A 23215-nucleotide genomic window follows, 5' to 3' on the forward strand; every position below is an offset into this window, starting at 1 on the left:
CGTGAGCCAGGAATGCCCGGCTTCGGCAGAATTATTGGTCTCAGGGTATGTCCTGTAAACTGGCCTGCGAATGTCGGCCTTTGCCCGGTCGGCATTGGTACTGTGAGGTCGCGCCGTCGACCACAATTCTCACCGCTTCGGACAACTACCGTTTCAAAATGGAACGGGATCTGCAGGTAAAACTGCAAGTACAACAAGAAGGGCATCACTCCCCTCTTGCCGTCTAGGGCAATCATGCCCTGGTCGCCCGCCCGAATCGGGTCGGAGCTGCCATGAATCAATGGTTTGGAAGTTGCTAGAACAACGTCATTTCCCACGACCTCCCGCATATCCAGAGAATTGAACCATTCTCCGGCAGAATGAACCTCGTTTACCTGCGCGCCAGCGCGCTATCAGGTGCCTGTATCGCGGCCGAGCGTGCCAACCTGATCAACCCGCGCGGTTCCTGCAGTGTGGGCGCGGCCTGACCGGCTGAAACGTTCGACCGTGTAGTAGGAGGCCGCCGCGCAGAGGGCTGCCGCGCCGGATCCGATGAGCATGCTGCTCCAGCCCGTAATGTCCTGCCCGCGCAGCCAATACATGATTGGGAAATGCCAGAGGTAGATGCCATAGGACAGCTTTCCGACCCATACCAGTGGGGTCCAGCAAAGTGCACGCACGTGGTGGGCCCCCAGGACCAGCAATGCCGCGCCGATCTCTGCCATGGCCATCCATGATGTGAGGGCCGCCATTTCCTTCACGTGCGCCTGGGTCACGGCGATCCCAAGCAGCAGCGCACCCATTGGAGCAGCTGCCTTGGGTACGGACGGGTTCCACAGGCCAGCTGCGGCGCCGAGCAGGATCCCGGACAGCCGGGTGTCGAACCGGTAGTAGGGCTGATACCAGGCGTCGTCGTTCAGCGCCACGTGCCAACGCCAGAGTGTGGCTGCGATTGCCAGGAGGAAAACGGCGGGTGCCCACCAGTGCCTTGGCAGCCGGAACACCACCATCAGCACCATCGGCCACACAAGGTAGAAGTGTTCCTCAACGGACAGGCTCCAGGTGTGCTGCAGATACCACGGCACCCGCCAGAGGGCGAAGCCATAGTCCGAGAGATAGAGCCCGGCAACAGCTGCGTCACGCAGGTGGTTGGCGTGTTCCGGGAACACCCATGGCGCAGCGGCCAGGTAAACGGCCAGCAGTAGTAGAAGGGCTGGGTAGAGCCGGCGCAGGCGGCGCACGTAGAAGGTGCCAATGCGCAGCGATCCTGTCTCTACGTGCTGATCGGCAAGAATGCGCGTGATCAAGTAGCCGGACAGGACGAAGAAGACGTCCACGCCGAAGAAGCCGCCGAATCCACCGAACAATCGCGCGTGGAAGGCCAGCACAAGCGCTACAGCGATTGCTCGCAGGCCGTCCAGCGCAGGGTTGTATCGCATGGACTCCCCTCCATGGCATCGAGGCTTATTGTGCCACTGGCCGCTACCCGGGTCCCTCCTAGGGCTGGAAGATGACCGTTGGTTCCGATCCGGTCACGCGCGTCCCGCAGGATGAACGTACTGAGCCATGCAAGCCTCTTCTCGAGAGCGAGGTCGCCCAACCACCTGCGCGACCACTTTCGCACCCGTTCCCCGCGTCTAGCGCAGCCCCAGACCTTCCAGCACTTCGGCCACCTGCGCCCGGTCATTGCCCTGCAGCCCAAGCAGCGGTCGCGGCAGGCAGTCGTCACTACACAGGCCCATCAGCGCGGCAGCGCATGCCATGACGCGGATGCCGCCGAAGCGATCGTACAGCGCCCAGAGCGGTGCCAATTGCGCAGAGGCCGCTTCGGCCGAGGCCATGTCACCGCTGCGCGCTGCCTGGGTGATCCGCAGCGCTACCTCGGGGAACAGGCCAGCGACTACCGAATACCAGGCATCGCAGCCCGCGGCCAGTCCGCGCACGGCGGCGGCGTCACCACTGATCCCCAGCGTGACATGCGCAGGAAGGTGGGCGCGCAACATTGCGACCCTTGCTGCCGCTTCCACCGGATTGTCGGAGAGGCGGGGGATCTTGATCGAGCCGATGTTGGGCAGCGCGGCGATCCGCCCATGCAGTTCATCGGAGAACTGGAAGCGGGTGGTGCCGGGATTGTCGTACACGCAGATCGGGGTGTGCACTGCCATGCTCACCGATTCGAAGAGTGTGTAGACCTCATGTTCCTTCAACAGCTGGTAGGACACCGGTGCCAGCAGCAGGCCGGCAGCGCCGGCATCTTCGGCATCCCTGGCCAGTTCCAGCACGTCGCGGCTGCGCAACGCACCGACGCCGACGATCACCGGTACGCCGGCGGCATGGGCGAGGGCCTCGCGCAGCACGCGCTTGCGCTCGGCTTTCTCCAGATAGGCATAGCTGCCGGTGGAGCCAAGAATGCCCATCGAGTCCACCCCGGACGCGGCCAGGCGCTCGACCAGTGCGGCAAAAGCGCGGGTGTCGATGTCATCTCCACTGAGCGGAGTAAGCGGAAACGCGCTGAGGCCTCTGAACATGGGATACCCGGGAGTGAGAAAGAGACAGGCTGCCGTTGGGCGGCAGGCGTGTGGACGCCCGGAATTCTTTATTGTCCTAGGACAAAATTCAAGAGCTGTGCTGCGGTGTGACGGCGCGTCCTGGAGCACGCACAATGGACGTCCACGTCATGCACGTATCGCCATGCCCACGCAGCTGCAGCCGGTCCAGCCTTCGCACTACGCGCGCATCGCCCGTTGGCTCGATTCGGCCGCAGCCACGCAGCGCTGGGCCGGCCCGGGTGTCGCATTCCCTGTGCCGGCCGGAGCGTTCGCGCAGGTGCTTGGGCTGGGCACTCGCCCGGGGCGGGTGCTGCTGGACGGGCAGGGCGACTGCGTAGGCTTCGGCCAGTACTGGTTGAGCGAGCCTGGCACGGCTCATCTGGGCCGGATCATCGTTTCGCCGCAGGCGCGGGGGCGCGGGCTGGGGCGCGTGCTGATGCAGCTGATGATCGCCGAGGCCCTGCAATCACCGGGCGTACAGCGCCTGACCCTGCGGGTCTATCGGGACAATCCCGCGGCGGTGGCGCTGTATCGCGACCTCGGATTCCGGCCCGTGGACGATGCCTCGACGCCGGATCTGCTGTTCATGCAGCGCGCTGGCGGATGACGGGCGCCGGGTGACGGGCCTTGATGCCTTCGGCACTTTTCACAACAGGCTGACCGGGCCCCGTATGCTGGGTGCCGGAATCCAGCCGGATCGGTTCATGGACCGCATACCCCAGCTTCTGGATCAGGACGAATCGATGCGCCTGGAGGTCAGCACGCTGGCCGATGGCCAGGGCGTCCCGCTGTCGTTCGGGCACGCCCGCCTGGCGCTGCTGGTCTGTGTGTCGGGGCGTGCGCGCTTCGCCCTCAACTTCCGTGAGGGGGTAGTGCAGCCGCACGACGTGCTGGTGCTGGCCGAGGACACGCTGGCGCTGTTGCGGCAGCGCTCGCGCGGCTTCCTTGCGGTGGTCTGCCTGATGCCGAAGGCGCTGGCGTCCGAAGTGGGCTATGTACTGCCCAACGCGCTGTTCAAGTTTCTGCATCAGCAGCCTCATTGCACGCCGTCACCGCTGGAGGTGCCGTTGCTGCAGGGCTGGCTGCAGCAGTTGATGGACGCACACCACACGGGAGGCCGGTACCGGCATGTGATGCTGCGCTCTCTGCTGCAGATCTTCTTTCTCAAATTGGCCACGCTGCTGCCGGCGAAGGGCGCGCCCACAGCGCAGCTCAGCCGGCGTGAGCGCCTGGCCTGGAACTTCTGGGAGCTGGTCGGCCAGCGCAGCACGCGCCAGCGTGACGTGCAGTCCTACGCCGAGGCGCTGTGCATCACCCCGTTCTATCTGTCACAGCTGACCCGCGAGTGCTTCGGCCAAACGCCGAAGGCGTTGATCGACCATCAGGTGGTGCTGGAGATCAAGGCATGGCTGAGCTACAGCGAGCTGCCGATCGGACGCATCGCCGAGCGCCTGTGCTTCGAGGATGCGTCCTACCTGTGCCGCTATTTCCGGCGGCATACCGGGCAATCGTTGACCGCCTACCGCCGCGCGGGGCAGGGCCTCGCTAGTGGGATACGAACAGCGGTGCGGGAACCTCGGCCAGCAGGTTCTCGGTGACCCCGCCGAGCACGCGTTCCACCACCCGGCTGCGGCTGTAGGGGCCCAGCACCAGCAGGTCCGCTTCGGCATCGAGTACATGCTGGCGGATGGTCGCGGCAACGCCGCCCTGTGTGGAATTGACCGCCTGGATCTCGACCTCGACACCATGCCGGGCCAGGTGCTGGGCCATTTCGGCGCCCGGTGCGGCCTCCGCCTTGGGGGTGTCGACCATCAGCAGGTGCACGGCCTGCGCGCGGGCGAGCAGGGGAAGCGCATCGGCCACCGCGCGGCGTGCCTGCTTGCTGGCATTCCAGGCGACCACGATGCGCTGGCCGACCTGTTCGCCGCGCCAGTGCGGCGGCACCAGCAGCATCGGCACACCGGTCTGGCGTAGCGTGCCGAGGGGGTGCCAGCCGCTGGGCGCACCCGGCGTGTGTGGATAGCCGGCGATGATCAGGTCGCAGTACAGAGATTGCAGGGAGAGATCAGCGCCGCCCAGATAGTCCGAAACGATGCGCAGCTCGGTGCTGATCCGCAGCGGCTCGGCGGCGGCGCGCAGGTTCTGCATCAGCTGCGCGGTGCAGGCGGCATCGGCACGTGCTTCATGGTCGAGTGCAGCGGCAATGCCGGCACCACGGGCGAAGCCGCTGGCGATGTCGCTGGGGTGCTGGGCGGTGGAGACCGCGATCAGGTGGGACTGCTGGACCTGCGCCAGCCGGGCGGCGATGTTCAGGACCCGGTGCCCGGTGTCGCTGGCATCGAACAGCACGGCAATGTCGCGTAGCGGATGCAGCATGGCGTTGTCTCCTTCGATGCCTGTGACGCGATCCCTGCGTGCACCGACCCGGGTGCACCGGACGCACGCCATTTTTAGCGCACTCTTGATTCGGATGAATCATCTGTGATTCAGTTCATTAATTGATGATTCATGCTAGCGTGAGGGCATCCCGAATCCGGTGCCTCCATGCGTCCTGCCGCACGTTCCCGCCGCGACCTGCACCATGCCCTCGCAGCCACGCTGGTCAGCCACCCGCGCTGCACGCTCAGCGAACTGGCCAGCGGTGCCGGTATCAGCCGGGCGACGCTGTACCGGTTCGCGCCCACCCGCGAAGCGATCGACGAGGCGTTGTTTGCGGCCGGGTTTGAACGGCTGGAGGCGGCGGCCTCCTGGCTCGACGCGGATGCCGATGCGATGCAGGTGCTGGAGCGGGTGACCGAGGCGCTGCTGGCCGATTGGGAGCTGGTGACGCTGCTGTTCGCGCGCATGATGGAAGAGCAGCAGCGCCAGGGCGATCTGCATCTGCTGCCCGGGCGCTGGGCGCCGATTGGCGAGCGTTTCGAGGCTTTTTTCCTGCGCGGCCAGAAATCCGGCGTGTTCAATCTCGGATTCACCGCCGTGTGGCTGGCCGACTTCTACTGGACCTGCTTCTACGGCACCACCTGGTCACTGGCGCGCGGCCGGTTGGCGCCGGCGATGGCAGCGTCGACGCTGCTGGCGTCCTTCCTGCGAGGCGCGAAGCAGCCCTGAGGCCCTATACCGCTGCCGAATCTGCGTGGTGTTTTGCCGGAAAGTAGGCGGCGGCTGCCGGAATCGTGCCCGGCCCGAAGCTGTGTGCCCGCTATAACTGGACGCGTGGAGCTGACGCCAGACTCTGCAAATGTGAATGTGATCTTCATCACATAATTGTTTGCAATATGTTATGGTCGTCACAGTTATATGTGCCTGACCAACCGGGGACAAGGGACGAAGCTGATCGCCACGGACCCGGCGGAACACGCAGTCATGTGTACCGCCGTACCGGGGAATTCGTTGCTGGTCACCCACTGACCTTCGGCCCGGCAAGGGTCGACGACGGGGAAATCAACCATGTGGCAGTCGACGACGTCGCGCGAAAGCGCGGGCGGTGGATGCGTTCATCCCAAAAAACGTGCCCGGACAGGGCGATCCAGCGGATGGCTGAGGGCCGGCCTGCTGGCCCTGTTGTCGCTGACGATGCCGTCGCTGGCCTGGGCCGCCGCCTACGCCACTGGCGGCAGCAGCCCGTACCGCAACACCGTGCTGTGGTTGACCTGGGGTGGCGGTGCCAATGGCGTGAACAACGTCGCGCTCAACGATGGCGCGATGTCGTCCATCGACATGCCGGTCGCGGCCGGGGTGAACCTGCGCGTCGATTGCCGGTTGAATACGGCCGAGACCAATGTGCTGCGCAGCTATCGTCCCGGCAACTTCGGTGGCGACAGCCTTGACGACCTCTACAACATCGGCGGCACTGGCACCAGCAACCAGCTGATCGCCGGTATCGCACGTGCCAGCGGCACCTCCACCTTCAGCATCACCTGTACGTCGACCCTGGGCGGCGCCCCGTATCGCCTGCGCGGCGTGGTGATGGCCGACGCCGAGTCGATCAACAACAGCGGCGAATTCGTCGAGGCCAGCGCGCAGGGCACGTGGAACGTGGTCGAGGTCCGCAAGAACCTGTCCAACGCCACGCCATACCTGGTCAACAAGTCGACCAGCGGTGCCAATCAGGTCATCCGCTTCGGCCCCGGCAACGACGACAACACGGCCGCGGTCACCTTCCTCAGTTTTGACAACGCCGCACACGCGCCGGGCAACCTGGCAGTGAACATGGGCTTCTCGATGCGCGGCGGCGGCACCACCGCGATCGCGATCGGCCTGCTGGTGCCCTACGCCGACTTCGGCGACGCGCCGCAGAGCTATGGCGATGCCATGCACGTGGTGGACGATCTGCAGTTCCGTTCCGACGGCATCCCGCAGGGAGCCAGCAACTTCAACATCAACACCGCAGGCTACACGCCGGGCGGTCTGGCGCCGCCGTTGACCGACTTCCTCGGCAGCCTCGGCCCGGATACCGAGCAGCGCAGCAGCTACAGCCTGGATGCGCTGGGCGATGACAACTTCCCGCAGGTGGGAAGCCGCGAAGAGGATGCCTGGCCGACCAGCTACCGCCTGACGGTGATGCAGGCCGGTACCCAGATCAACCAACCGGTCGCCTGCGTGGGCAATGGCAGCGTGGCCGGCTGGATCGACTTCAATCGCAATGGCGTGTTCGATGCCAACGAGCGCAGCGGTATCGCGGCCTGTAGTGGTGGCCAGGCGAACCTGACCTGGACCGTGCCCGCCCAGGTACTGGCGGGTACCAGTTACGTGCGCCTGCGCTACTCCACCAACGCGGTCCAGATCCAGAACCCGACCGGCGTGGCCGACGACGGCGAGGTTGAGGACCACCGGATCACCATCACCGCGCCGTCGCTGAAGGTGGTGAAGAGCAATAATGCCACCGGCGGCGTCTGGAACTATGGCCAGGCCGGCACCGAGTACACGCTGACGGTGAGCAACACCAGCGACGTGCCCACCGGCAATCCGCCGAATGTGGCGGCGGGCACGATCACCGTGCGTGACCAGCTGCCGGCCGGTATCGCGCCGAACTGGAGCGGCACGCATGTCAGTGGCAACTGGAGCTGCACCGCCAGCGGCCAGGACGTCACCTGCACCAGCACTCAGGTCCTTGCAGCGGCAGGCAGCGCCGGGTCCAGTTCGGTGTTCACCCTGCCGGTGACCGTCACTGCAGCGGCGACCGGCGTTCTGACCAATCACGCCAGTGTCGGCGGTGGCTACGACCCCTTCAACAGCGGCAATGCGCCCGCACCGGGCGCCAGCTGCACCGATGCCGACCACTGCACGCGCAGCGATGTGACCGTGCCGGTGACGCGTGTGGGCTATGCCAAGCGCTCCAACACGGCCGGCCCGGTCGCGGTGGGCACGACGGTGAGCTACACCGTCGATGTCACCGTGGCCGATGGCAACACCCGCGACGTGCTGACGCTGACCGATACCCTGGGCACCGGCCTGGATTTCGCCAGTGTCAGCAACGCCGGTGCGTTCACCTGCAACGCGGCCAATCCTCTGGTGTGCACGCTGCCGGCCGGTACCGTGCCTGGCACCTACAGCGTGAGCTATACGGCCACCGTCAATGCGCAGGCCAGCGGCCAGGTGGTCAACACCGTGGTCGGCACCGGCACCGATACCCCCACCTGCAGCAGCAACTGCACCACCACCACGCCCGTGGCCGCGCCGAGGATCTCGGTGTCCAAGGCCAGTGGCACCGCCGGCCCGGTCGCGATCGGTGATGCGGTGGCCTATACCGTGACGGTCGTGGTGGCTGACGCGCGTACCCGCGCGGTGACCACGCTGACCGATACGCTGGGCGCTGGCCTGGATTTCGGTGGCATCACCAGCGCAGGTGCTTTCAGCTGCGCGCCGGGCAATCCCCTGGTCTGCACGCTGCCGGCGGGTACCGTTCCGGGCAGCTATGCGTTCTCCTATACCGGCATCGTCAATGCACAGGCCAGCGGCCAGGTGCGCAACGCGGTGGTGCCCAGCGGCACCGACAATCCCTCCTGCGTGGGCAGCTGCGATACCACCACGCCGATGGCCAGCGCGCTGGTGGTGTATGCCAAGCAGGCGTCCACCGGTGGTCCGGTGCGGATCGGCGACGTCATCGACTACACGCTGAGTGCGACCGTCACGCGTGCGCGCACCACCGGCGTGGTCACCTTGACCGATACCCTGGGCAGTGGCCTGGACTTCGGCGGCGTCAGCAGCGCCGGCATCTTCACCTGCAATGGCACCCAGCCACTGGTGTGCACGCTGCCGGCTGGCACCGTGCCGGGCACCTACAGCCTGACCTACCGCGCCACCGTCAATGCGCAGGCCAGCGTCAGTGTCCGCAACGCCGTGCTTGGCAGCGGCACCGACAATCCGTCGTGCAGTGCCAACTGTGACACCACCACCCCGGTGGCGGCACCCGGCGTGAGCTATGCCAAGTCGGTGAGCGGCACCGGCCCGGTCTCGGTGGGCGATCGCCTGACCTACACGCTGACCACGGTGGTGACCAACTCGCGCACCACCGATGTGGTGACCCTGACCGACACCCTGGGTACGGGCCTGGACTTCGGCGCCGTGACCAGTGCGGGCGCCTACAGCTGCAACGCGGCCAATCCGCTGGTCTGCACCCTGCCTGCGGGGACCGTGCCGGGCAGCTACAGCCTGTCCTACACCGCGGTGGTGAACGCGCAGGCCAGCGGCCAGGTCACCAATGCCGTGCTGGGCAGCGGCGGCGACAATCCCTCCTGTACCGCCAACTGCGATACCACCACGCCGGTCACCGGCAGTGAGATCGACTATCGCAAGACTTCGGCAGCGGCGGGTCCGGTCAAGGTCGGTGACAGCATCGCCTACACGTTGACCGCCGTCGTCAGCCACTCGCGCACCACGGCGGTGTTCACCCTGACCGATACGATGGGCCCCGGCCTGGACTTCGGCGCGGTGACCGCCAGCCAGGGCTTCAGCTGCAATGCCGCCAATCCGCTGGTGTGCACGCTGCCGGCCGGGACCGCGCCGGGCACGTATACGGTGGACTACACCGCGAAGGTGAACGCGCAGGCCAAGGGCAGCGTGAACAACGCAGTGCTGGGTGGCGGTCCTGGTACCAATACCTGTACGAGCAACTGCAGCACCACCACCCCGGTGCTGGCAGCGGTGGTGACCTACCGCAAGCAGTCCTCCACCGTTGCGCCGGTTGGCGTCGGCGATGCGGTCGACTACAGCGTTGAAGTGACCGTCGCGAACTCGCAGACCACCGATACGCTGGTACTGACCGACACGCTGGGCGTGGGCCTGGACCTGCAGTCGGTCACCCAGCCGGGACCGTTCACCTGCAACGCCAGCAATCCGCTGGTCTGCTCGCTGCCGGCCGGCACCGTGCCGGGCACCTACACGCTGGGTTATCGCGCGCTGGTCAATGCACAGGCCAGTGGCAGTGTGCGCAATGCAGTGCTGGGCAGCGGCGGTGACACGCCCACCTGCAGCGGCGACTGCAGCACCGAGCACGCGCTTGCAGAACCGCGCGTGGTGCTGGAGAAGCAGGCCGGCCCGGCCAGTGGCACCGAGGTGCGTCCTGGCGACAGGCTGCGCTATACCCTGGTCGCCACGGTCGAGCGCGCGTCCCTGCGCAAGCCGCTGCAGCTGGTGGACACGCCCGATGCCGGACTGAGCATCGAGAGCCTGCCGGCCGGATGCGTGCAGCAGGGAACGGACATCGTGTGCACGCTGCCGGCGGGAACCGCGGTTGGCCGCCACGAATGGGTCTACCAGGCGATCGTCAATCAGGAAGCGCGTACCGAAGTGCTGAACCGCCTGCGCGGGCAGTACCCGGATGGCTCGCCGCCGCCCGAGTGCACGACCTGCGAGACGCGCCACAAGGTGGTGTCCGACTTCGCGCTGCGCATCACCAAGACCGCGAGCCCGCGCCGGGTGAAGGTGGGCGATCTGGTGCGCTACCAGCTGGTGGTCGAGAACGTGGGCAGCAGCCACTGGCGCGATGGCGTGGTGGTCGATACGCCGCCGCCGGGCTTCAGCTACGTCGACGGTTCGATGCGCGTGGCCGACGATGACGGCGCGTTCTCGCTGGCCAGCAGCCAGTCGCCGCTGCGCATCGGCGCGGTGGATATCGCGGTCGGCCGCAGTGCGACCATCACCTATCTGCTGCGCGTCGGCGCTGGCGTACGCGGTGGCAATCACGTGAACCAGGCCGTGGCGACGGCCGATGATGGCAGCCCGCTGTCGAACATCGCCACCGCCGAAGTGGCGATGGATGCCGACCCGCTGCTGGAAGACAGCCTGGTGTTCGGTACCGTGTTCGATGACCGCGATGGTGACGGCTGGCAGGACAGTGCCGAGCTGACCGGCGTGCGCGTGCAGGGTGGTTTCGCCGCGGCGGCCTATGTGGCCGGCTCGACCACGCTGGATCGCGGCGATGGCCCGCAACCGCTGGCCGATGCCAGCGCACCGCTGCTGCACGGCGTGCAGATCGGCACGGTGCACGGCCGCGCGTCGACGTCCGACAGCGCCGAGGCACATCAGGTGGTGGTGCGGCAGCGCTTGCGCGAACTGGCTTTCACCGATGACTTCGTGCTGGAAAGCGCGCAGGGTCACCGCCTGCGAATGGACGCACAGGGCGGCACGGACGTGCAGCGCAGTGGTGAGGCCGGCAAGGGCCTGACCGCCGCCGAGCCGACCGTGCGCCGCGAGATCGCGCGCGTTTCCGAGGGCTATGAAGTGGCCTATGTGATCGGCAACGAGGGCATCCAGGAGCAGGGCATCCCGGGCGTGCGCCTGGCCACGGTGGAGGGCCTGTTGGTGGAGACCGATCCGTTCGGCCGCTACCACCTTGCCGACGTCCACGGCGGTGATGCGCGCCTGGGCCGCAACTTCATCATCAAGCTGGACCCGGCCACGGTGCCGGCCGGTGCGGAGCTGACGACCGAAAATCCGCTGCTGCGGCGGGTGACCCAGGGCGTGCCGACACGCTTCAGCTTCGGCGTGCGCCTGCCGCCGTCGCCACAGGCGCCGGCCGAGCGCATGGAGCTGGCCCTGGGCGAAGTGCTGTTTGCCCCGGGCAGCAGCGAGCTGCGTGCCGACTACCGCCCGGTTCTGGTGAAGATGGCCGAGGTGGTGAACCGCTACCAGGGCGGTGACGTGGTGATCGCGGCCAACGGCGAAAGCCAGGCGCTGGCCTTCGCCCGTGCCGCAGTGGTGCGCGATGCGCTGCAGACCGAAGTGGCCGAAAGCGCGCGCGCTGGCCTGACCGTGCAGTTGCGCACCGATGTGCAGGACCCGCATTCGCTGCTGGCCGGTGTCGATGCGAATGGCGCGTTGCTGGGCAACGTCCTGTTCGACACTGACAAGGCCACCGTGCGTGAGGAGTTCAAGCCGTTGCTGGCGGCGATCGCCGCGCGCCTGGAGAAGATGGGCGGTGGTCAGGTCAGCCTGGTCGGGCACACCGATGTGCGCGGCAGCCATGCCTACAACCAGGCACTGGGCCTGCGCCGTGCCAGCGCCGTGTTCGAGGCGCTGCGCAGCCAGCTCAGCCCCGCCGTGCAGCAGCGCCTGCGCGTCCGCAACGAGGAGAGCGCCGCTACCCGTGCGGCCGCCCGCCAACAGGAGGCCCGCCGATGAGCGCGCATCACTCTACCGCCCGTCGTGCGGCCCGCCTGCCACGTGCCGCGCTGTACCAGGCGCTGCTGCTGGGCCTGGCCGCTACCGCCCAAGCCGCCCCGCCCGCCGCCGATCCGGCGCCGATCCGGTGTGATGGCACCCAGTGCAATGCCGAGGGAGAACTGTTGTTCAGCCTGCGCTCGCGCAGCTACGACGAGCCGGTGACCGAGGGAATGTCCACGCGTTCCAGCTCGCAGGCGTTGCAGCCGGATCGCCGGGTCAGCGTGGCCATCGATGAGCCGGGCAAGGCGACCGTGCGTGGCGAGTTCATGATCCGCCTGCCGGAAGGCGGCGCGATCTGGGCCACCGAGGACCCCACGATGGGGCAGCCGGAACTGTCGGTGTCAGCGCCGGGCATGGTGGCCTTCGACGAGGGGCGCATCGTGCGTCCGGTCGAGTTCTACGTGCGCGGCAACTACACCGCCTTCATCCAGCGCCTGGAAGTCAGTGTCTACCGCGGCAGCGACTCCGACCGGGTGGCGCCGCTGGCGACGTTTGAACTGCCGGTGGCCGCCGTTGCACAGGGCACCTGGGATGGCACCCTGCCGGCATCGACACCGCTGCGTCGCGGTGACCGCCTGGTCTACGTGCTGCGTGCCTTCGACGCCGAGGGCAATGTCGATGAAACCACCGCGCAGTCGATGCAGCTGGTCACTCCGGCGGAGTTCGAGCGGGGCAACCAGCAGCTGCGCGATGCGCTGGAAGACCGCCGCGGCACCGCTGTCGATGCCAATCAGGCGGCATCACTGTCGCTGCTGCAGCAGGTGTTCGACAGCAACGGCCTGCGCCAGCAGAACATTCCGGTGTACGGCTCGCGGGTGCGCCTGCGTGGCCGCGACCTGCCGCTGGGTGCCTCGTTGAAGATCAACGGCGACAGCTATCCACTGGACCAGGATCGCAAGTTCGCCGCCGAGTACCTGATGCCGATCGGCCACCACGCCTTCGATGTGCGTGTCGAGCGGCCGGATGCACCGGCCATCGCGCGCACGCTGCAGGTCGATGTCAGTGGCCAGTACCTGTTCGGTGTCGGCCTGGCCGACATCACCGTGTACCAGAACAAGGCCAGCGGGGCAGGGCAGGACCTGGCCCGTGGCGAGCGCAACGACGATGTTCTCAGCGATGGGCGCCTGGCCTTCTACCTGAAGGCCAAGACCCGTGGCCGCTACCTGCTGACCGCGCAGGCCGATACCCAGAATCGCCCGCTGGACGAGCTGTTCACCGGCTTTACCACCGCCGATCCGCGCGACCTGTTCCGCAGCCTCGATCCGGACCTGTATTACCCGACCTACGGCGATGATTCGCTGACCCAGCGCGATGTCGACAGCATGGGGCGCTTCTACCTGCGCATGGACTGGGACAAGAACCAGGCGTTGTGGGGCAACTACAACACCGGGCTGACCGGCACCGAATATGCGCAGTACGTGCGATCGCTGTACGGTGCGGCGTTGTCGTGGCGCTCGCGCGGTGCCAACGCCTGGGGCGACGCGCGCAGCGAGCTGCGCCTGTTCGGCTCGCAGGCCGAGACCGCGCCCGGCCACAGCGAGTTCATCGGTACCGGTGGCAGCCTGTACTACCTGCGGCACGCCAGCATCCTCAGTGGCTCGGACCAGGTGGTGCTGGAAATCCGTGACCGCACCACCGGGCGCGTGGAGCAGCGTGTACCGATGGTGCGCGGTGCCGACTACGAGATCGACGCCCTGCAGGGCCGCATCCTGCTGACCCGCCCATTGGCGCAGGTCAGCCGCGAGAACCTGCGCCGGATCAGCCGCGATGTGCCGCTGGATGGTTACGAACAGCGCCTGATCGTGGATTACGAGTGGGTGCCGACCGGGTTCGACAGCGATGACATCACCGCGGGCGTGCGTGGCAAGCACTGGTTTGGCGATCATGTCGCGGTGGGTGCCACCTATGTGGACGAGCAGCGCGCCGGCCAGGACTATTCGCTGAAGGGCGCGGACCTGACGTTGCAGGCCGGCCGTGGCACCTATCTGAAGGTCGAACACAGTCGCAGCGAGGCGACCAGTGCACCGGTGTTCTTCTCCGACAATGGCGGCCTCAGCTTCAGCCGCCTGAATCCGGAAGGGCCGCGCGAAGGCGAGGCGACTGCTGTCGAGGCACGCGTCAACCTGCGTGAGCTGGGCTGGACCCAGCGCGACTGGAGCGCGGGTGCCTGGTGGCGGCAGGTGGACGGTGGCTATTCGGTCGGGCGCTTCGATACCGGTCAGCGGGTGCGCGAACAGGGCGCCGAGCTGCTCGGTTATGTGACCGACGACTTCAGTCTGTACGCACGCTACAGCGAGGCACGTCGCGGTGCGCAGTCGCTGATCCAGGCACAGGCCACCGCCGAATGGCGGATCGGTGAGAACGACCGCCTGTCGGCCGAGCTGCGCCGGGTGCAGGAGGACCGCGGCAGTGGCAGCAACGTGGCCGGCGTGCTGGCTGCAGCACGCTACACCCACCGCATCGGCACGTCGCTGGATGTCTACGGTGGCGGCCAGCTGACCGTGGACGACGACCATGGCCGCTATGCCGACAACGATGCGGTGGTGGCCGGCGGCACCTGGACCTTCGCCAACCTGTCCACTGTCGGTGCAGAGGTGAGCGATGGCGACCGTGGCACGGCCGCGCAGGTCAATGCCGAGTACCGGCTGACCCCACAGCACAGCTTCTATGGTGCATTCACCCAGTCGACCGACCGCAGCGAGTACGACCCGCTGTTCAGCCCCAACGCGCAGGATGGCTGGACGCTGGGCCAGCGCTGGCGGTTGTCCGACCAGGTCAATGTGTTCAACGAAAGCCAGTTCCTCAAATCCGGGCAGGAGTCCGGGTTGGCGCACACCTTCGGCATGGATTTCTATCCGGCGGTGGGCTGGAATGCCGGCTTCACGCTGAGCAATGGCAAGCTCGACGCCAGCACCGGGCAGGTCGATCGCAAGGCGGTGAGCCTGTCCGGCGGGCGGACCTCGCCGGGCACCGAATGGCAGAGCAAGCTGGAGTGGCGCCGTGACACGGGCGCGGAGCGGCGCACGCAGTGGGTCAGCACCAACCGGCTGAGCCATCGCCTCAACGACAGCTGGCGGATCGCGGCGCGCTTCAACTACGCCGACACCGATGATGCGATCAATCCGGTGGCGGGCGCGCGCTTCATCGAGGGCAACCTCGGCTTCGCCTATCGCCCGTGGGACAACGATCGCTGGGCGCTGTTCGGCCGTTACAGCTACCTGTATGACCTGTCGACGATGGGGCAGGTCAACGGTGTCGACTACGACCAGCGCACCCAGGTGCTGTCACTTGAGGGCGTGTATCGCATCGACCAGCGCTGGGAAGTGGCGGCGAAGGCGGCCCGCCGCGAAGGCGAAGTGCGCTATGGGCGCGGTACCGGTCCGTGGTTCGACTCGGCCACCAACTTCGCCTCCGGCCAGCTGCGTTACGACCTGTACTACCAGTGGCATGGGCTGCTGGAGTACCGCCTGCTGGACGTGCGCGACGGCGGTACCCGCCAGGGTTGGCTGGCCGGTGTCGACCGCGATATCGGGCGTAATTTCCGCGTCGGCGTGGGCTACAACTTCACCGATTTCAGCGACGACCTGACCAGGTTCGACTACACCCATCGCGGGTGGTACCTGAACCTGGTGGGGCGTTACTGAGCACCGCTGCCGAGCATGGACTCGGCGCTACAGGAACGGATGCGCCGGGCCAAGCCCGGCGGATTCTCAATCCTGCTTCAGCAGCTGCACCAGCTGGCGCAGGCGGTAGGGCTTGGGCAGGAACTCGACCTTCTCCGGCAGCGGCGGAAGCTGCGAGCGCGCGTAGCCGGACGAGAGGATCATCCGTGCCTGCGGCTGTTCGCGCGCCACGTGCTCGCTCAGCTCGATACCGGACATGCCGTTGGGCATGCTGACGTCGCTGAACACCACATCGAAGCGCGCTTCGCCCTTGAGCAGCTCCGCGGCCTCGTGGCCATCGGCGGTGGTGGCCACCTCGATGCCGAAGTCGCGCAGGGCCAGGCCGATCATCTCGCGAAGATCGGTCTGGTCCTCCACCATCAGTACGCGGATCGGGTCATCGGTCATCGGGTGCTTCCTCTGTTGCGGGGAGCAGCAGGCTGACCGTGGTGCCAACACCGGGGGTGGTGGACACGTCGACGAAGCCGCCGCTCTGGGTAGTGAATCCGAACACCTGGCTCAGGCCCAGGCCGCTGCCCTTGCCGATGTCCTTGGTGGTGAAAAACGGTTCGGTCGCCCGCTCGGCGATGTCGGCGGCCATGCCGTGGCCTTCATCGCAGACGCTGAGGGTGACATAACCGCGTTGCAGCGTGGTGTCCGCATCCGGGTCGAGGCGGTGTTCCAGTGCCGTGCCGATCAGGATGCGGCCGCCATCGACGGTGGCCTCCACGGCATTGGCCACCAGGTTGGCCAGCGCGGTCTGCAGCTGCAGCGCATCGGTGCTTACCGGCGGCAGGCCCGGAGTGAGGCGCGCGTCCAGGGTCACCGTGGGCGGGCAGGCACGCTGCAGATCCGGCAACCACTGCCGCACCAGCGCGTTCATGTCCAAGGGCTCGCGGATCAGGGTCTGGCCGGTGCTGAAGGCCAGCAGCTGGCGGGTCAGCAGGGCGCCGCGGTCGGTCGCGGCCTGGGCGGCATCGAGCAGTTCGGCGGCGCGCAGGTCGTCACCGCTTACGCGCAGTGACAGCAGGTCCAGCGCGTTGCCGATGGTGGTCAGCAGGTTGTTGAACTCGTGCGACAGGCCACGGCTGAGCCGGCCGACCGTCTCGAACTGCTGTGTGTTGCGCAGTGCACGCTGGGCATCGCGCAGCAGGCGCTGTGCCTGCCATTGCTCGGTGATGTCGCGGGTGATCTTGACGAACCCGAGCAGTTCGCCGCCCTCGATGACCGGTTCGATGACCACGCTGGCGCGGAACGAAGAGCCGTCATGGCGCACCCGCCAGCCCTCGCTGGCGACATGGCCGTGCTGCGCCGCGAGGCGAAGCAGGCGTTGCGGCTCACCGGCATCGCGCTCGGCCGGCAGGTAGAAACGACCGAAATGCGTTCCCACCACTTCGTTGGCTGAATAGCCCTTGATGCGTTCGGCGCCCGGGTTCCAGCTGCAGACGATGCCTTCGGGATCAAGCAGGTACAGCGCATGATCGCGCACGCTGTCAATCAGCAGTCGCAGTTGTCGGGAAGGGTCCGTCAGTACGGACGTCGTAGAGGCTGCAGCGTCCACGTGGAAATAAGTGTTACCCCTGTGAGGGACGTGAAGCTAGGCATTGAAGTGTGAAGGATGCGTGCAGGTGCGGCACGTGCCAAAGGTCCTGTGCGGCTGAATGCGACACGGAGTACCATCACCCACCCTTTGCCCTCTGGAGCCGACCTGCATGCGTCCTGGTGCGACCACGCGTGACCGCTGGATCTGGATGACCTCCGCTGTACTGCTGGCAGCCACCATCGCCCTTGAGCTGGTGGTGCCGCTGGGCTATGCGGTTTGGCTGGCCTATTTCCTCGCGGTAGGCGTGACGGTGTTCCAGCGCAGCGCACGGGTGCCGTTCATCGTCGCCGCGGTCGCCTGCGTGCTGCTGGTGATCGGCTTCAACGTGGCGCCGGCCAGCAACAATTCGTCGTTCTCGTTCGTCAATCGCAGCATCGGCGGTTGCGCGTTCCTGATGATCGCGTTGATCGTCTCCCGCGCCATCGAAGCGCGGCGCCAGGCCATGCGCGCGCTGTGGCTGCAGGAAGCAGAAAACGCGGTGGCAATGAGCCTGCGTGGCGACCTGGGGCCTGAGCAGATTGCCGAGGCGGCGGCTACCCAGCTGGGCAGCCAGCTGCAGGCAGACATTGGCGCGGTGTACCGGATCGAAGGTGGGCGCCTGCAGCTGACCGGTGGCATGGCGTTGCCGTCGGGCATGCCGGCGTCGCTGGCATTGCAGGAAGGCGTGGCCGGACAGGTGGCTCGGGATGAACGCATCCGGCATCTGCACGGCGGTGACGCCGCCGTGCTTGAACTGCAGACGAGCCTGGGGCGGCTGCCGGTGAGCGAGCGCATCCTGGCGCCGATCAGCAACGACGGCGCCGTGGTCGGGGTCATCGAACTGGGCCGCGCCCAGGCAGGCGGGCAGCGCGACCTGGATCGCGAGCTGCTGGAACGCTGCGGCGAGACCATCGGCATGGCCCTGCGGGCATCGCTGCTGCGTGCACAGCTGGTGGTACTGCTGGAGGAATCGCAGCGCCAGGGTGAGGAACTGCAGGCGCAGCAGGAAGAACTGCGGGTGGCCAACGAGGAACTGGAAGAGCAGAGCCGCAGCCTGCTGCAGTCGCAGAGCCACCTGGAAGAACAACAGGCCGAGCTGGAGCAGAGCAACGTCCAGCTGGAAGAGCGCACCCACGAGCTGGAGGCGCAGAAGCAGGCGCTGCTGGTAGCGCAGGGCCAGCTGGTGCGCAACAGCAACGAACTGGCGGCCACCTCGCGCTACAAGTCCGAGTTCCTGGCCAACATGTCGCACGAACTGCGCACTCCGCTGAACAGCTCGCTGATCCTGGCCAAGCTGCTGGCCGACAACAAGGACGGCACCCTGACCGACGAGCAGGTGAAATATGCGCGCGCCATCCTGTCGTCCAACAATGACCTGCTGGCGCTGATCAACGACATCCTGGATCTGTCGCGCATCGAGGCCGGCCACGTCGAGCTGGCCGACGAAGTGGTAGTGGTGGACAGCGTCGTGCAGCGCCTGCGCGAGACCTTCGAGCCAATGGCACGGCAGAAGGGCCTGGCCCTGCAGATCGAGGCCGATGCGCTGGCGCCGAGCCAGCTGGTGGCCGACAGCCAGCGCCTGCAGCAGATCCTGAAGAACCTGCTGGCCAATGCGCTGAAGTTCACCGAGCACGGCAAGGTCAGCCTGCACGTTCGTGCTGCGGGCAGTGGCCGCATCCGCTTCGAAGTCGCCGATACCGGCATCGGCATTGCCCGCGAGCAGCTGCAGGTCATCTTCGAAGCATTCCGCCAGGCCGATGGCAGTACCCGCCGCCGTTACGGCGGCACCGGCCTGGGCCTGTCGATCTCGCGCGATCTTGCCGAGCGCATGGGCGGTAGCATCCACGTCGACAGCGAGCCGGGCCGCGGCAGCTGCTTCATCCTGGAGCTGCCGCTGCAGGGCGCGCCGGTAGCGGCGTCGGCTGAAGTGCCGGCCCCGGTGTCCACCGCGGCTTCGCCGCAGCCCGTGGCAGCGGTCGCCGCACGCACGGTTGCCGCGCCTGCGGTCGCCCCGGCGGCAGCGCCGGCCATCGCCAATGTGGCCGATGACCGCGGCCGCCGCCAGCGCGCCGGGCGCTTGATCCTGGCGGTCGAGGACGACGCCACCTTCGCCGAAGCGCTGGTGGTGCTGGCCCACGAGCTGGATTTCGACTGCGTGGTCGCGACCACGGCCGAGGAAGCCTTGTCGCTGGCTGCGGAACTGCGCCCCAACGGCATCCTGCTCGATATCGGCCTGCCTGATGTGTCCGGCCTCAGTGTTCTGGAACGCTTGAAGCGCAATCCCGACACACGCCATATTCCGGTCCACGTGGTCTCGGCGATGGACCGCGGCCAGGTGGCGCGTGAGCTGGGTGCGATTGGTTTTGCGATCAAGCCGACCACGCGCGAGCGGCTGGTGGCGGCCATCGAGCAGCTGGAGCAGACCAGCCAGCGCGATGTGCGGCGCCTGCTGATCGTCGAAGACGACAGCGAGCTGCGCCACAACCTGGAACTGCTGCTCGGCCGCGAGCAGCTGCAGATCATCGCGGTCGGTACTCTGGCCGGCGCGCTGGAACAGCTCAGCACCGTCACCTTCGATTGCATGGTGATGGATCTGTCGCTGCCCGATGGCAGCGGCTACGACCTGCTGGAGCACATGGCCGGCAACGACGATGTCGGCTTCCCGCCGGTGATCGTCTACACCGGCCGCGCGCTCAACCGCGAGGAAGAGCAGCGCCTGCGCCGCTATTCGAAGAGCATCATCATCAAGGGTGCACGTTCGCCGGAACGCCTGCTGGACGAAGTGACCCTGTTCCTGCACAGCGTCGAGGCCAGCCTGCCGACCGACCAGCAGCGCCTGCTGCGCGAAGCACGGCGCCGCGATACCGTGCTTGATGGCCGCACCGTGCTGCTGGCCGAGGACGATGTGCGCAACATCTTTGCCCTGTCCAGCGTGCTTGAGCCGCTGGGCGTGAGCCTGGAGATCGCGCGCAATGGCCAGGAGGCGGTGGATCGCCTGGCCGAGCGCGAGGTTGACCTGGTGCTGATGGACATCATGATGCCGGAGAAGGACGGCCTGGCGGCGATGCGCGAGATCCGTGCGCAGCGCCACCTGCAGGACCTGCCGATCATCGCGCTGACCGCCAAGGCGATGCCGGACGACCGCGAGCGCTGCCTGCAGGCCGGTGCCAACGATTACATCGCCAAACCCATCGACGTCGACAAGCTGGTCTCGCTGTGCCGCGTCTGGTGCTCGCGGCAATGAACGAGCATGCGCTGTTCGACCTGGAGCTGAAAATCCTGCTGGAGGCGCTGTACCAGCGCTACCACTATGATTTCCGCAGCTACGCGGTGTCGTCGCTGCGCCGTCGCATGCGCCAGGCCATGCAGCGCTACGAGTGTGATCGCCTGGTCGATCTGCAGCACCGCCTGCTGCACGAGCCGGAGCTGTTCGCCCAGGCCATGCAGTTCTTCACCGTGCAGGTCTCGGAGATGTTCCGTGACCCGGCCTATTTCCGCGAGCTGCGCGAACAGGTGGTACCGGTGCTGCGCACCTATCCCTCGGTGAAGCTGTGGGTGGCCGGGTGCAGTACCGGCGAGGAAGTGTGGTCGCTGGCGATCCTGCTGCACGAGGAAGGCCTGCTTGAGCGCAGCATCGTCTATGCCACCGACATCAATCCGGCGGCACTGGCCACCGCCGAAGCCGGTGCGTATGGCATCGACCGCATGGCGCAGTTCAGCCGCAACTACCTGGCGGCGGGCGGCACGGCATCGCTGTCGGACTATTACGCCACCGCCTACGATGGCGCGGTGTTCGACCGCCAGCTGCGCCGCAACGTGGTGTTCGCCGACCATAGCCTGGCCACCGACACCGTGTTTTCCGAAGTGCACCTGGTGTCGTGCCGGAACGTGCTGATCTACTTCAACCGCGACCTGCAGGACCGGGCGGTCGGGTTGTTCCGCGAGGCGCTGGTGCACCGTGGTTTCCTCGGCCTGGGCAGCAAGGAATCGCTGCAGTTCGGGCATCACCACGATGCCTTCGACGTCTGCTCGCGCGAACACCGCCTGTACCGGAAGGTGGCCTGATGGTGGTGCAGGCTCGCCCTGCGGTGGTGGTGGTGGGAGCGTCGGCGGGAGGCGTTGCGGCGCTGCAGGCCGTGCTCGGGGCGCTTCCGGCCAGGTTGCCCGCGCCAGTGCTGGCCGTGCTGCACCTGCCACGCGATCGCTCCAGCCGTATTGCCGAGGTGCTGGCGCCGTACTGCGTGCTGCCGGTGCGCGAAGCGGAGGACAAGCAGCCGCTGCAGCCGGGTACCGTGACCTTCGCACCGCCGGACTACCACCTGCTGGTGGAAGACCCCGGTACGGTGGCGCTGTCGGTCGACGCGCCGGTGTTGTTCTCGCGTCCGGCCATCGATCCCCTGTTTGAATCCGCGGCTGCCGTGTTCGGTGCGCAGGTACTGGCACTGTTGCTGACCGGTGCCAGCAGCGACGGCAGCGAAGGTGTTGCCGCGGTGCGCGCCGCGGGCGGCCGTGCCTGGCTGCAATGCCCCGAGGAGGCCGAAGCATCGATGATGCCGGCCTCCGCCCTGCAGCACGCCGGCGCCGACGCCGTGCTGCCCCTTGAATTGATGTGTCGTCGCCTGAAGGAGTTGTTTGCATGAACCTGCTGCCACCGGACCCTGCGCAGTCGCAGACCCCGGTCAACCTGCTGATCGTCGATGACGTGCCGCAGAACCTGGTAGCCATGCAGGCCCTGCTGCAGCGCGAGGGTGTGAACCTGTTGCTGGCGGGCTCGGGTGCGCAGGCCCTCGAGCTGCTGCTTGAGCATGAGGTCGCGCTGGCCCTGCTGGACGTGCACATGCCGGAGATCGATGGCTTTACCCTGGCCGAGCTGATGCGCGGCTCGCACCGCAGCCGCACGGTGCCGATCATCTTCCTGACCGCCTCGCCGGACGATCCGGTGCGTGCGTTCAAGGGCTACGAAACCGGTGCGGTGGACTTCCTGCACAAGCCGGTGGCGCCACAGGTGATCCTGAGCAAGGTCAATGTCTTCATCGAGCTGTACCAGCAACGGCAGCTGCTGAAGGCGCGCAATGAAGCGCTGGAGCGTGCGCTCAAGCTCAATGAGACGATGGCCGCGGTGCTGACCCACGATCTGCGCACGCCGCTGTCGGCGATCCTGCTCTGTGCCGACAAGCTGGCGCTGGAGCTTCCCGAGGACAACGCGGGGGCACAGCAGACGCTGCAGCACCTCGAGGCCAGCACGCTGCGCATGGCGCGGATGGTGGAGCAGCTGCTGGATTTCTCGCGTATCCGCAGTGGTGGCCTGCGCCTTGAGACCAGTGCCTGCGACCTGGCCGAGGTCACCCATGCGGTGATTGCCGAGGCGGGCAGCGCGCACGGTCATGAGCGCATCCGTTTCGACGCCATCGGCGATACCCGCCTGCAGGGTGACATGGACCGGCTGGGGCAGATCGCCGCCAACCTGATCGGCAACGCGCTGACGCATGGCTGCGAGGCCCTGGTGCAGCTGGATGGGCGCGATGTGCGCACGGTGGTGATGCGGGTCAGCAACACCGGCCACATCGATGACGCGCTGTTGCCGCGCCTGTTCGAGCCGTTCAAGGCCAGCTTCCACCAGAGCAAGGGCCTGGGCCTGGGCCTGTACATCGTCGATCAGTTCGTCCGGGCCCATGGCGGCCATATCGGTGCGCGCAACGAGGCGGGGCAGGTGGTGTTCGAAGCGAGGCTCCCGCGCCGGTGGGACGGTACCGGCGTCGTCGCAAGCTGAATTCTTCAGG

Annotated in this window: 14 protein-coding genes; 9 read left to right on the top strand and 5 right to left on the bottom strand. The window is 67.0% G+C overall.

Going from position 1 to position 23215, the window contains the following annotated elements; translation table 11 throughout:
• Positions 1-392 precede the first annotated feature (392 nt).
• The gene (locus tag K5L94_RS10250) at positions 393-1418 is read right to left on the bottom strand and encodes an acyltransferase family protein (RefSeq protein ID WP_274512536.1); all 1026 of its coding nucleotides are present in this window, start codon (positions 1416-1418) and stop codon (positions 393-395) included.
• A 198-nt stretch (positions 1419-1616) separates the two neighbouring features.
• Positions 1617-2507, bottom strand: coding sequence for a dihydrodipicolinate synthase family protein (locus tag K5L94_RS10255; RefSeq protein WP_274512537.1), 891 nt, complete (start codon positions 2505-2507; stop codon positions 1617-1619).
• 163 nt (positions 2508-2670) lie between these two features.
• On the opposite strand from K5L94_RS10255, the gene K5L94_RS10260 reads away from it, so the two are divergent.
• Together K5L94_RS10260 and K5L94_RS10265 are read left to right on the top strand one after the other, a co-directional pair.
• Positions 2671-3135: a GNAT family N-acetyltransferase gene (locus K5L94_RS10260; RefSeq protein ID WP_274512538.1), complete on the top strand. Its 465-nt coding sequence runs from the start codon at positions 2671-2673 to the stop codon at positions 3133-3135.
• 97 nt (positions 3136-3232) lie between these two features.
• Positions 3233-4126: a helix-turn-helix domain-containing protein gene (locus K5L94_RS10265; protein ID WP_274512539.1), complete on the top strand. Its 894-nt coding sequence runs from the start codon at positions 3233-3235 to the stop codon at positions 4124-4126.
• On the opposite strand, the gene K5L94_RS10270 is transcribed toward K5L94_RS10265, so the two are convergent.
• On the bottom strand, positions 4074-4904 hold the full coding sequence (locus K5L94_RS10270) for a universal stress protein (protein ID WP_274512540.1): 831 nt from the start codon (positions 4902-4904) through the stop codon (positions 4074-4076). The genes K5L94_RS10265 and K5L94_RS10270 overlap by 53 nt on opposite strands.
• A gap of 168 nt (positions 4905-5072) precedes the next feature.
• Between K5L94_RS10270 and K5L94_RS10275 the strand changes: the two genes are divergently transcribed.
• The 3 genes from K5L94_RS10275 (at position 5073) to K5L94_RS10285 (ending at position 15835) form a co-directional block, all read left to right on the top strand.
• Positions 5073-5636 carry a TetR/AcrR family transcriptional regulator gene (locus K5L94_RS10275; RefSeq protein ID WP_274512541.1) on the top strand — a complete coding sequence of 188 codons (564 nt, stop codon included), beginning with the start codon at positions 5073-5075 and terminating at the stop codon, positions 5634-5636.
• Between the two features lie 453 nt (positions 5637-6089).
• Complete coding sequence (locus tag K5L94_RS10280; RefSeq protein WP_274512542.1) at positions 6090-12149, top strand: CshA/CshB family fibrillar adhesin-related protein; 6060 nt, start codon at positions 6090-6092, stop codon at positions 12147-12149.
• Complete coding sequence (locus tag K5L94_RS10285; protein ID WP_053449577.1) at positions 12146-15835, top strand: TonB-dependent receptor; 3690 nt, start codon at positions 12146-12148, stop codon at positions 15833-15835. Before K5L94_RS10280 ends, K5L94_RS10285 begins: the two co-directional genes overlap by 4 nt.
• 66 nt (positions 15836-15901) lie before the next feature.
• On the opposite strand, the gene K5L94_RS10290 is transcribed toward K5L94_RS10285, so the two are convergent.
• Together K5L94_RS10290 and K5L94_RS10295 are read right to left on the bottom strand one after the other, a co-directional pair.
• Complete coding sequence (locus tag K5L94_RS10290; protein ID WP_053449578.1) at positions 15902-16261, bottom strand: response regulator; 360 nt, start codon at positions 16259-16261, stop codon at positions 15902-15904.
• Positions 16251-17414: a two-component system sensor histidine kinase NtrB gene (locus K5L94_RS10295; RefSeq protein WP_164087095.1), complete on the bottom strand. Its 1164-nt coding sequence runs from the start codon at positions 17412-17414 to the stop codon at positions 16251-16253. Before K5L94_RS10295 ends, K5L94_RS10290 begins: the two co-directional genes overlap by 11 nt.
• Before the next feature lie 151 nt (positions 17415-17565).
• On the opposite strand from K5L94_RS10295, the gene K5L94_RS10300 reads away from it, so the two are divergent.
• From K5L94_RS10300 to K5L94_RS10315, 4 genes are read left to right on the top strand one after another with little or no spacing between them, the layout of a single operon-like run.
• Positions 17566-20679 (top strand): response regulator, encoded by a 3114-nt coding sequence (locus K5L94_RS10300; RefSeq protein ID WP_274512543.1) that lies wholly within the window; start codon positions 17566-17568, stop codon positions 20677-20679.
• A complete protein-coding gene (locus K5L94_RS10305) occupies positions 20676-21500 on the top strand; it encodes a CheR family methyltransferase (RefSeq protein WP_274512544.1) in 825 nt (274 codons plus the stop codon). The genes K5L94_RS10300 and K5L94_RS10305 overlap by 4 nt, the downstream gene beginning before the upstream one ends.
• Positions 21500-22075 carry a chemotaxis protein CheB gene (locus K5L94_RS10310; protein WP_053449582.1) on the top strand — a complete coding sequence of 192 codons (576 nt, stop codon included), beginning with the start codon at positions 21500-21502 and terminating at the stop codon, positions 22073-22075. Before K5L94_RS10305 ends, K5L94_RS10310 begins: the two co-directional genes overlap by 1 nt.
• A complete protein-coding gene (locus K5L94_RS10315) occupies positions 22072-23205 on the top strand; it encodes a hybrid sensor histidine kinase/response regulator (protein ID WP_053449583.1) in 1134 nt (377 codons plus the stop codon). The genes K5L94_RS10310 and K5L94_RS10315 overlap by 4 nt, the downstream gene beginning before the upstream one ends.
• Positions 23206-23215: the final 10 nt, after the last annotated feature.

It is taken from the genome of Stenotrophomonas forensis, from assembly GCF_028752115.1.
GTDB lineage: Bacteria > Pseudomonadota > Gammaproteobacteria > Xanthomonadales > Xanthomonadaceae > Stenotrophomonas > Stenotrophomonas forensis.